This is a genomic window from Nocardiopsis listeri NBRC 13360 (assembly GCF_001570765.1).
In the GTDB taxonomy this organism is placed as follows: Bacteria; Actinomycetota; Actinomycetes; order Streptosporangiales; family Streptosporangiaceae; genus Nocardiopsis; species Nocardiopsis listeri.
Genome location: NZ_BCSH01000112.1, coordinates 1 through 10,421, shown reverse-complemented (window position 1 = coordinate 10,421; position 10,421 = coordinate 1). Strand labels below are relative to the sequence as shown.

Annotated in this window: 6 protein-coding genes and 1 pseudogene; 5 read left to right on the top strand and 2 right to left on the bottom strand. The window is 69.5% G+C overall.

Translation table 11 applies throughout. From position 1 onward, the window contains the following. Positions 1–2,393 (top strand): type I polyketide synthase (locus NLI01S_RS24535; protein ID WP_157091131.1); only part of this gene is annotated, 2,393 nt, incomplete at its 5' end. 84 nt (positions 2,394–2,477) lie between these two features. Here the strand turns inward: NLI01S_RS24535 and NLI01S_RS24530 are convergent. Continuing rightward, positions 2,478–5,375, bottom strand: a complete 2,898-nt coding sequence (locus NLI01S_RS24530) for a helix-turn-helix transcriptional regulator (RefSeq protein WP_223809375.1) — start codon at positions 5,373–5,375, stop codon at positions 2,478–2,480. Between the two features lie 620 nt (positions 5,376–5,995). Beyond that, positions 5,996–6,910, bottom strand: coding sequence for an SDR family NAD(P)-dependent oxidoreductase (locus NLI01S_RS24525; protein WP_084392870.1), 915 nt, complete (start codon positions 6,908–6,910; stop codon positions 5,996–5,998). A 77-nt stretch (positions 6,911–6,987) separates the two neighbouring features. On the opposite strand from NLI01S_RS24525, the gene NLI01S_RS24520 reads away from it, so the two are divergent. The 4 genes and pseudogenes from NLI01S_RS24520 to NLI01S_RS24505 all read left to right on the top strand — a co-directional run. Then, a complete protein-coding gene (locus NLI01S_RS24520) occupies positions 6,988–7,413 on the top strand; it encodes a winged helix-turn-helix transcriptional regulator (RefSeq protein ID WP_067609222.1) in 426 nt (141 codons plus the stop codon). Positions 7,414–7,582: 169 nt separating this feature from the next. Then, positions 7,583–8,017 (top strand): hypothetical protein, encoded by a 435-nt coding sequence (locus NLI01S_RS24515; RefSeq protein WP_067609219.1) that lies wholly within the window; start codon positions 7,583–7,585, stop codon positions 8,015–8,017. Positions 8,018–8,019: 2 nt separating this feature from the next. Beyond that, a complete protein-coding gene (locus NLI01S_RS24510) occupies positions 8,020–9,447 on the top strand; it encodes an FAD-binding oxidoreductase (protein ID WP_067609218.1) in 1,428 nt (475 codons plus the stop codon). A gap of 97 nt (positions 9,448–9,544) precedes the next feature. Continuing rightward, positions 9,545–10,147 (top strand): annotated as a pseudogene (locus NLI01S_RS24505) (carboxyl transferase domain-containing protein); the annotation flags it as partial. Positions 10,148–10,421: the final 274 nt, after the last annotated feature.

The window sequence follows — 10,421 nt, the reverse complement described above, 5'->3', positions numbered from 1 at the left end:
GGCTGGACGCCCCCGTCCGTCTGGCGGACGGTGACGGCGCGGTGGTCTCCGGACGGTTGGGCGGTGCCGACGTCCTGACCGGCGGCGACTTCGTCGAGCTGCTGCTGCGCGTGGGGGACCAGGTCGGCTGCGGTGTGATCCGGGAACTGGAGATCGCCTCCCCCGCCAAGCTCCCGGTCGCGGTGCAGGTCCGCGTACGCGGGGCGGACGAGAACGGTGAACGCGACGTCTCGGTCTGGTGCCGGGACCCGCAGGACGCATGGGTCCTGCACGCCACGGCGACATTGGCCGAGGACGGCCCGGAGACGGAGAGGGAACTGGAGGGAGACGCCGTCGAGGTGGTGCTGCCCGAGGGCGAGGACTCCGGCTCCGGCGACCACCGTCTGCACCCAGCGCTCCTGGAGGGAGCCTGGCGTACCGCCGGCTACGAGGACGAAGAGGACGCGGATGCCGTCTGGTTCGCCCACAGTTGGCGAGACGTCCAGGTTCTCGCGACGGGAGCGACCGACCTGCACGTCCGCTCCGCCCGCACCGCCAGGGACACCCTGGTGCTGGAGGGAACGGACGCCGACGGGGCCCCCGTGGTACGGGTCGGATCGGTCGCGGTGCGGCCCTTCGACGGCACGACGTTCGGGGCCGCCACGGACCGAGGGCCCCAGGACCTCCTCTACCGGGTGGAATGGGTGTCGGTGCCGGCGGAGCCCGGGCGGGCCTCCGAGCAGGATGACCGCACGTCCCGCACCGCGGTGCTGGAGTGCGCGTCCTCCGGTGAAGCCCTACACGAGGTGCTGGACGGGCTGCGCACCTGGCTCACCGAGCAGCCCGCCGACGAGCGCCTCGTGGTGGTCACCCGGGGGGCGGTCGCCACGCGGCCCGACGAGGACGTGGACCTGGACGCCGCGCCCGTGTGGGGCCTGCTGCGCTCCGCGCAGGCGGAACACCCAGGCCGGTTCGTCATCGTGGACCTGGACGACGGCCGCGACGTCGAGTCGGTGCTGCCGGAGGTCCTGGCCAGCGGCGAGTCCCAGGTGGCGGTCCGCGACGGCGGGCTGCTCGCCCCGCGGCTGGCCAGGGCCACCGTGTCCGGTGAACGGTCGGCGCTCGACCCCGAGGGTACGGTGCTGGTCACCGGTGCGACCGGCGGGCTGGGCCGCGTCATCGCGCGCCACCTGGCGGCGGAGCGGGGGGTTCGCCGCCTGCTCCTGGTCAGTCGCCGGGGCCCGGATGCCCCCGGGGCCGCGGACCTGCGGGAGGACCTGATCGCTCTGGGAGCCGACCCGGAGTTCGCGGCCTGCGACGTGGCCGACCGGGAGGCACTGTCGGCGCTGCTGGGCGGGATCGACCCCGCCCATCCGCTCACCGCTGTGGTGCACGTGGCGGGGGTCAACGACGACGCCGTCCTGACCGGGATGACCCGTGCTCGGATGGACCGGGTCCTACGGGCCAAGGCCGACGCCGCCGTCGCGCTGCACGAGACGGCGGGTGACCTCGACGCGTTCGTTCTCTTCTCCTCGGCGTCCGGGATCCTCGGCGGCCCGGGGCAGGCGAACTACGCGGCGGCCAACGCCTACCTGGACGCGCTCGCCCACCAGCGCCGCCGGGGCGGGCAGCCCGCCGTCTCCCTGGCCTGGGGGCTGTGGGAGGAGAAGGAGGGCATGGGCGGACGACTGACCGAACGCGACGTCGAGCGCATGGCCCGGTCCGGCATGGGGCGGCTGTCCAACGCCGAGGGGACCGCGCTGTTCGACGCGGCCCTGGGAGCCGGCGAACCGCTGCTGGTGCCGGCCGACCTCGACCTGCCCGCGGTCCGGGCGTCCGGCGAGGTGCCGACGCTGCTGCGTGGCCTGGTCCGCACCCCGGTTCAGCGCAGGGCCGCGCGTTCAGGCCGGTCGAGTCAGGCGGGGGAGCGGTTCGCGAATCTGCCCGGTGAGCGCCGGGAGCACATGCTCCTCGACCTGGTCCGCGGACATCTGGCGGCCGTGCTCGGACACGACACGACGCAGCAGATCCAGGCCGACCGGGGCCTGCTCGACCTCGGCCTGGACTCCCTGATGGCGGTGGAGCTGCGCAACCGGCTCGGCGCCGAGACCGGGCTGTCGCTGCCGACGACGCTGGTGTTCAACCACCCCACGCCCGGTGCCCTGGCGGCCTTCCTCAGCGCCGAACTGGGCAGCGGGGGCGCCGCGCTGGCCGATCTGGACCGGATGGAGTCCGGGCTCGCGGACCTCGTCGCCGGTGACGAAGGGGCGCGCAGGGAGGTCACGGCGCGACTGGAGAGCATGCTGGCCGCGCTACGAGAGGGCGACAGCGGGCGCGAGGAGGACGTCGACCTCGACTCGGCGACGCTGGAGGAGGTGTTCAGCTTCATCGACGAGGAGCTGAGCGAGAGCTGAAGGGTACGGCGTGCGCGACGCGCGCTCGGGAAGCTCGGCCGTGCAGCGGAGGGGGCGGGGACTCGGCCCCGCTGCGCGGTCTTCTCAGGCGCTGTCGGCGATGGCCAGGCCCAGATCCGTGGGGAGATCGGCACGCCTGGTCACGTTGAGCTTGCGATACGTGCGGGTCAGGTGCTGTTCCACGGTGCTGACCGTGATGAACAGGCGTTTGGCGATCTGCCGGTTCGACAGGCCCTGGGCGGCCAGCGTGGCGACCCGGCGTTGCGCCTCGCTGAGGGCGGCCACCTTCGAGGCGTGGCCGCCCTCGACGATCTGGGCCCGCAGCAGAGTCCGGCCGGCGTCGCCCCGTGCCGGGGCGGTGAGCTTGCGCAGCGGTTCGGCACCGCAGCGTCGGGAGATACTCCACGCTCTCCGGGCGACCATGCGCGCACGCTCGGGCTCACCGCGCAGGTGGTGCACCTTGCTGAGCTCGGTGAGGGTCTTGGCCAGTTCCAGGCGCGCGTCGGTGGCGTGCAGGATGTCCGCGGCCTGGTTGAGCAGGTCGGCTCGGTCAGCCAGGTCGGTGGTCAGCGCCAGGACGCGCAGAGCGACTCCGTGGGTCCGTGAGGAGGCCGCATGGGGCCGGGGCAGCTGCTCCTCCACCAGGGCGCGGGCCCGGTCCCGATCCCCGACCGCCAGGTGGCTCATCGCCAGGTCCAGCCGCCAAGGGACCAGCCCGGCCAGGTCGATGCCCCACGTGGTCATCAGGTCGCCGCACAGCTCGAAGTCGGCGTGCGCCGCGTAGGGACGGTCCGTCGCGAGGAAGTACTGGCCCCTGGCCTGCAGGTAGGACAGACCGAACCGGCTCTGGTACATCGCCTGGGGCACGGGTTGCTCGAGTGCGCGGGCGGCCGAGTCCAGGTCGCCCATCTCGGTCGAGGCGCGGATGAGGCAGGCCAGCGGCCCGCCGACACCGACGCCCCACCGCTCCCTGCCGATGGTCGTGAGCGCGGTGGACGCCAGGTCGCGCGCGACCGGGAGGTCGCCCTGGTCGAATGCGATCTCGGCGCGGGTGCCGGCCAGCACCGCCTGCCAGGTGAGGGCGCCCCGGCTCTCCGCCTCCGACCGGAGCGTGTCGCACCAGTGCGCCGCCAGACCCATGTGCTCTGCATAGATCAGGGCGGTGAGGACTGTGACGAGCGGCTCCAGCGTGAAGTCGTTCAGCGGGTGGCCCTGGAGCAGCCTCTCGGCCTTGCTCACCATGTGGATGCTGACGTCGTTCTCCAGAACGGAGGCGAGGACGTCAGCGGCCTGGTGGTGCGGGTTCGCGCGGTGGACCGCTGCGGTGTCCCGCGGACTGTAGGGGCGCTTGCCCGACGGGAACTTCGCGACCAGTGAGGGGTAGGTGTGCGCCAGCCACAGGAACAGGAACTCCATATCGGAGTCGACCTCGTCGTCGGACTCCACGGGTAGGTGGGACAGGTGATCCATCAGCTCCACGGCCTCGTCGAACCGGCCCTGCCAGAGCTGGTAGCGCAGCAGCGCCGTGGCGTGGTGCTGCGGCAAGCGCCGCCGCTTGACGGCCGAGACGAGCTCGGGGAAATGGCGTGAGACGGCGGCCGGGTCACAGCGCCACTTGACCAGCGCCAGCGTCGCGGTCAGGGAGTCTCGCTCGTCGGTGTCCTCGCACGCTGAATGGGCCAGTTCCAGCAGGTGGATGGCGGCATTGTTCTCGTTGCCGAAGAGCGCCTGGTCCGCGGCGCAGCGCAGCACGTCGACTGCCCACGCCGGCAGCGGAGACCCCGCCATGATCAGGTACTTGGCGACGGTCTCGTTGGACGCCCCCTTCTGGTGCAGGAGGGATGCGGCGTGCACGTAGGTTTGCGCCTTCTCCCTCTCGTCCATCGTGGCGAGGACGGCCTGCCGGCCAGCCTCGTGCCGGAACCGCCGTCCGCTCAGCACGGCAGCGTTCTCCAACGGGCGCAGGCGCTGGTCGGCGGTGCCGCAGAAGGAGTTGATGATGGAGCCGATGCCCTCGATCGAGCTCGTCTCGCCGAGGACGGCGATCATCCGCGCGGCCTCCAGGGTCCCAGGGTCGCCGCGGTGCAGGCAGGTGAGGACCGCCTCGCCGTACATCTCGCCGACCGACTCGGGGGGATTCGGGGCCAACTGGTCCTCGACCATGGCCGCGAGCAGCAGCGGGTTGCCGCCGGTGGCCTCGTGGCCGGCTGCGGCCAAGCGGCCTGCCTGCTCCTTGCCGAGCCTGCGGCCGAGGAAGCGCCGTGTTCCCTCGGGGGAGAACGGGGACAGCCGGATGCGCTTGCAGTGCGCTTGGTGCAGGAGCTCGGCGTCGAAGGGATGGTGGTCGTGCTGCGGCCCGGTTCGCTGGTTGAGTACCATCAGGGCCCGGGTGAAGCGTAGCCGCCGGGCCGTGAAGAGCAGGCAGCGCATCGAGGAGTCATCGGTGTAGTGGGCGTCGTCCACGGCGATGACGATGGTGCGGCGCTCGGCAACGTCGTTCAGGGCGGTCCACAGGGCCTGGACGATCTGTGTGTAGGCGCTTTCCGCGGACACGTGGGAGGCGTCCGACATGAGCTTCTCGCACGCTCCCGAGTCCAGGAGCGCCCGGATGTGCTCAGAGGCCCCGGGCACGTCGACGAGCTGCTGGTACAGCTGGACCATGACCGCGAAGGGGATCTCCTGCTCGGTCCGGGAGGCGGTCGCGCTCAGTAGCAGGGCATCCGACTCGGTCGCGTGCTGGGCGAAACGGTGTAAGAGCGTCGTCTTCCCACATCCGATCGGCCCGCTGACGACCGCGACCCCACCGCGGCCCTGCATCGCGTCCTGGAACATGGAAGTCAGTATTTCGGATTCTTTTTCGCGTTCAATCAATTGGTCCCCCTGTGAGCTTCGAGGCTCGCATGAATTACGGAAATGCGATGCTCGGGCCCGGTGACAGCACAGTTGGCCTGAGGGTGAATGAGTCTCCGGTGTCGTTACCATGCCGACTAAGTCATGCGGGCCCCGACTATGTTCACGCCAAAGCACTGGTGGACGCAACCCCCAGCATTTATTGACCGCGCGGACCTGCGCATTCACGGTGATGGTCCGGGTCGTGAGCAGCACTGGGTGGAAGATTCCGGGATCACGTGGCCGATTGTGGTCAGTCGGCCCCTGCGCTAGGCGTCGCGGGCGGGGCGATGGGACGTCCTGCTCAGGTGGGCTGGTCGGGCGCTCTGCCACCAGTGGGGAGCGTGACTGCCGGGCCGTCGGTCGGCGCATCGAGGGGGCATATGCGCGGTGCGCGGCGCGTGCGGCGTCCCTCGTCTCGGTAAGGCACCGAAGGAGCGGAACCCCGTACTGGATCAGTGCTGTGGGGAAGGGGTTGGTCACCCCTTGTGCTGATCTCCTGGAGCGGGGGCGGCGCGTCCACTCGGGAGGGTTTCAGCCTGTGGGTAAAACCCTTGATTCGGTTAGGATATATCCAGTGAGGAAATCGTTCTTCTGGGCCTTCGGGGTGCGTGTTAATTCACGCAGATTTAACACTTTGAATAGTTTCCGGTGCGGTGCGGGTCTTTCGTGCTGGCCACACCGCACCGGATCCGATGACGGCGGACGCGGGACTACCGGGAGAAGCCCTTTCCGTCCCTGTCCTTGGCGGCCTCGGGCAGGAGCGGGCTCTGGCCGTGGTGGGTCACCACCAGGCGGCGGGTCACCTCGGCCAGCTTGCGCGCTCTGGCCGGATCGAAGGTGTCCATGGTCAGGTCTACGGACTTGCCCTGGTTGATCCCCGTCAGACGCTCGGAGGGCGGGCTGTCGATCACCGCGACCATGGGAGCGATCGCCGCCTCGACCGACTTCGCGGCGACCTTGCTCAGGAAGGTGATGATGCCCTTCACCGGCTGCTTCAGGTGCGCGATCCCGCCGAGTGTCTTGGTGAAACCGGGGTGGTAGAGCACGATGCGGGCCTTGCTGCTCGGCTCGTCGGCCAATGACCTGCCGAGCAGGTCGTTGGTGCGGCCGGCCTGCATCTGCGCCCGGATCGTGCTGTACTTCTCCTCGAACTGCAGGTCGGCGAAGTTCACCTTGCCCACCTTGAGCCCCGCGGCGGCGATGTTGATGATGACCGGGGCGGGGGCGGCGTCGAACTCCGCGCGCAGGCCGTGGCTGAGCAGGTACCGGCTCAGGTAGTAGAGGCCGAAGGTGAACTCCAGTCCCTCGGGAGAGACCTCGCGCTGAGGGGCCTGCCTGTTCGCGCACAGGACGAGAGCGTCGATGACGGGATGCTGCTCACGGATCTCCGCAACGACGCGTTCGTTCTCGGCGATGGAGCTCAAGTTGGCGCGGATGAACCGGAAGCGGTCGCCGGCCCCCAGGGCCGCCGCCTCCCTGCTGAGGCGACGACCCTTCTCCACGTTGCTGCCGAGCGCGATGACCGTGTCACCCGCTTTGAGGCGTGCCATGACCATGCCCCGGCCCATGCCGTCGGTTCCGCCTTGGACCACTACGGTCTTCTTCGACGGAGACTGCTTCCTCATGTCGGCTCCCCTTGTTACTTTTTGTTCGCAGGTGCATCTTCAGTGATGTGCAACCTCTTTGGGAAGGAGGCACATTGATGTCCGTAACGAACAGTGGAGTGCCTATCGTGCTCTCGGCGGATCTGGGCCTGCCCGTGACGACCAAGGAACACGAATCATGCCCGGTGACAGACGTGCTCCGGCGCGTCGGTGACAAATGGAGTGTGCTGGTGGTGGTCGTGCTCGGTCGCGGACCGAAGCGATTCAGTCAACTGGACCGCAGTATCGAGGACATCAGCCAGCGCATGCTCACGCGGACCCTCCGCGCCCTTCAACGTGACGGGCTGGTGACCCGAACCGTGTATCCGACGGTTCCGGCGACCGTCGAATACGAGCTCACCGATATGGGGCGCACACTACTCGACCCCCTGTCTGCACTGACCGAATGGGCTATCGCCCACCGTCCGGATATCGAGCAGGCAAGGATTCGGCACGACGAAGCCGAAGTCCGACCCTCCCCGTAGGGGGAGGAAACACCCCTGCCCCATAGGGGACGAAAGGGCTGCTGGGGGGTATAGGGGTGCGCGTGGTTAGGGGTTGACCGGTTGTGGCGCCGCGGTGTTCGCTCGACCCGGAAACCCGCTCGAAGCCGGGCGGGCTGACGCGATCGCGCATTCGAAGGAGAAACAGGCAATGGGCCGGTTCACCTACCTCAGCAGTTCCACCCGCCAGCCGACGCCGGAGGAGAGCGACATCGAGATCACTATCACCACGCCCGACGAGGTGCGCATCGGTGAGGTGCTCAACATCGAAGTCACGCTCCGCACCCTGCACCCCACGATCAAGGACCGACCGGCGGGTGACATCAAGGGCCAGGTGAACGTCCACATCGGCGGGGACCACGAGGAAGTGGTCCTCGCCGCGGGCCTGGAGAACGCGAACCGTGTCTTCGCCGGCAAGAACGTCCTCCTCACCGGTGGCCACGCCGAGATCGTCGCCGAGAAGCCCGGGACCTACACCTTCACCCCCGGGGAGATCGGCGTCACGACCTCCGACTACCCCCTGAAGAGCGTCCCCAAGGGTGAGCTCCCGTTCGACAGCAAGACAGTGGTCGTCGAGGTCTCCTGACCATGGCCACGGACGTGGAGCGCCTGCGCTCGCTCATCGACGGCGAACTCCTCCTCCCGGAGGCCCCGGGCTACGAGCTCGCCAAGCAGTTGCAGATCGCGGAATACGACGCCGTTCGGCCGAGCGGCATCGCCTACTGCGCCTCGGCCGCCGACGTGAGCGCGTGCGTGCGGTTCGCGGCCGAAACGGGCCTGCACTTGGCCGTGCGGGCCGGCGGCCACAGCTTCGCGGGCTGGTCGACGACGGACGGACTCGTCGTCGATCTCTCACGGATGGGAGAGGTCGGCTCGCTCGGGGAGGTCGTGCGGCTCGGAGCCGGCGCGAGGTCGGTGGACGCGATCACCGCACTGGCCCCCTCCGACGTACAGTTCCCGACGGGAGTGTGTCCGACCGTCTGCCAGGCGGGCTATGTCAGCGGCGGCGGTATCGGGTGGCAGACCCGCCAGTACGGCGTCGCCAGCGACGGCCTCGTCGCGGCCGAGGTCGTCCTGGCCGACGGCAGCCGGGTGCGGGCCACCGACGACCAGGAAGCCGACCTCTTCTGGGCACTGCGCGGTGGTGGCGGGGGCAACTTCGGCGTCATCACCGCGTTGGAGGTCCAGCGGACCCACGTGCCCAGGATCGTCAACTTCACGGCGGTCTGGTCCTGGGACCACGCGCTGGACGCGCTGGATCGGTGGCAGCACTGGATGGCCGCCGCACCGCGTACGATCAGCTCGGAGATCGGCGTCGTTCTGCCCGACGCCGGCTCGGAGGCCGCACCGTTCGTGATGATGCACGGTGGCCACTTCGGGACAGCGGCGGAGTTCGAGGAGCTCTTCGGTGCCCTGTGTCTCGAGGTGGGTGCGCGCCCGGTCGAGCTGGAAGCGGAGGAGCTCCCCTACGAACAGGCGATGCTGCGCCTGTTCCGCTGCGAGGACAAGCCGACCGAACAGCGCAGGCGTGTAGGGACGACCCCCGAGGGAACCCTGCCCCGCCAGGGGTTCCTGCGCGAGGGCCACCGGATGCTTTCGTCTCCGCTGGACCGGCACCACATGGCCGTGGCGCTGGAGGCCTTCGAATGGGAGCGCCGCCGCGGACAGTTCCGCTACTTCGCCCTGACCGCTCTGGGCGGAGCCGCCAACGAGGTCGGTCCGGCGGAGACCGCCTACGTCCACCGGGACGCACTCTTCCTGGCGAAGTACACATTGATCCGCGAAGAGGCCGACCCGGGACCGGAGGACGCGGCCGCCGCGTCCGCCTGGGTGGACCGCGGCATGTCGCTGCTGACGCCCCTGTCCAATGGGCACTCCTACGTGAACTACCCGGATCGGGGCCTGACCGACTGGCGGTGGGCGTACTACGGCGACAACTACCCACGGCTCGTGGACGTGAAGAAGTCCTATGATCCCGGCTTCCTCTTCACCTTCCCCCAGGGAATCGGGATGTGAGGGCGCTCGGGACGGCCGCGCGGCTGGCGACGCGGCGCTCGGAAAGCAGGTGATGATGACCACGAACGCGGAGAACCGCATCGATCCGGCCGAGGGCATGCGGAGTCTGATCACCGAACTGAAGGCGGTGCGTGCGCTCGCCGAGGAAGGGCCGGGCGAGAAGGCGACCGCCGCCCAACACGCCAGGGGCAAGCTGACCGCGCGCGAGCGCATCGATCTGCTTCTCGACGAAGGGTCGTTCCGGGAGCTGGAGCCCCTGCGGCGGCACCGCGCCTCCGGGTTCGGCCTGGAGGACAAGCGTCCCCCCGGAGACGGAGTGATCACCGGGTGGGGGGCCGTGCACGGGCGCACCGTGTTCGTCTTCGCTCACGACTTCCGGGTCTTCGGCGGGGCCCTGGGCGAGGCCCACGCGCAGAAGATCCACAAGGTGATGGACAAGGCCCTGGTCGCGGGGGCACCGCTGGTCTCGCTCAACGACGGAGCGGGGGCCCGCGTCCAGGAAGGGGTCATGGCGCTGGCCGGCTATGGCGGGATCTTCCGGCGCAACACCTGGGGCTCGGGGGTGATCCCGCAGATCTCGGTGATGCTCGGTCCCTGCGCGGGCGGAGCGGCCTACTCCCCGGCGCTGACCGACTTCGTGTTCATGGTCCGCCGGACCTCGCAGATGTTCGTCACGGGCCCCCGGCCAGCCAACGTGGTCGGTGAAGCCACCCAAGTGGTGTTCCTGGCGGTCCAGGAGTTCTGGGGGGACGTCAGGAAGGCGCGTGGAACGGCCGTCCCCCTCGACCGCGTCGCGGAGCGTGCGCCAGGCCAGTAGGCCGTCGGACTCGGGGAGCTTGGTGGGTAGACGCGTCTCCACCGCCTTTCGAGTGGCCACGGGCACCTTGCGCCCATTCCTCTCCCAGTAGTCACCCTGCTTCATGGAGCGGATGAGCGCGGTCTCCGAATGCGTCGGTTGGGGTTGGAAATGGGGG

What these genes read in the sequence shown, in the direction of transcription:
- NLI01S_RS24530 (WP_223809375.1), bottom strand. Translation starts at nt 5,375, where the DNA reads ATGGTAACGACACCGGAGACTCATTCACCCTCAGGCCAACTGTGCTGT.
- NLI01S_RS24525 (WP_084392870.1), bottom strand. Translation starts at nt 6,910, where the DNA reads ATGAGGAAGCAGTCTCCGTCGAAGAAGACCGTAGTGGTCCAAGGCGGA.
- NLI01S_RS24520 (WP_067609222.1), top strand. Translation starts at nt 6,988, where the DNA reads ATGTCCGTAACGAACAGTGGAGTGCCTATCGTGCTCTCGGCGGATCTG.
- NLI01S_RS24515 (WP_067609219.1), top strand. Translation starts at nt 7,583, where the DNA reads ATGGGCCGGTTCACCTACCTCAGCAGTTCCACCCGCCAGCCGACGCCG.
- NLI01S_RS24510 (WP_067609218.1), top strand. Translation starts at nt 8,020, where the DNA reads ATGGCCACGGACGTGGAGCGCCTGCGCTCGCTCATCGACGGCGAACTC.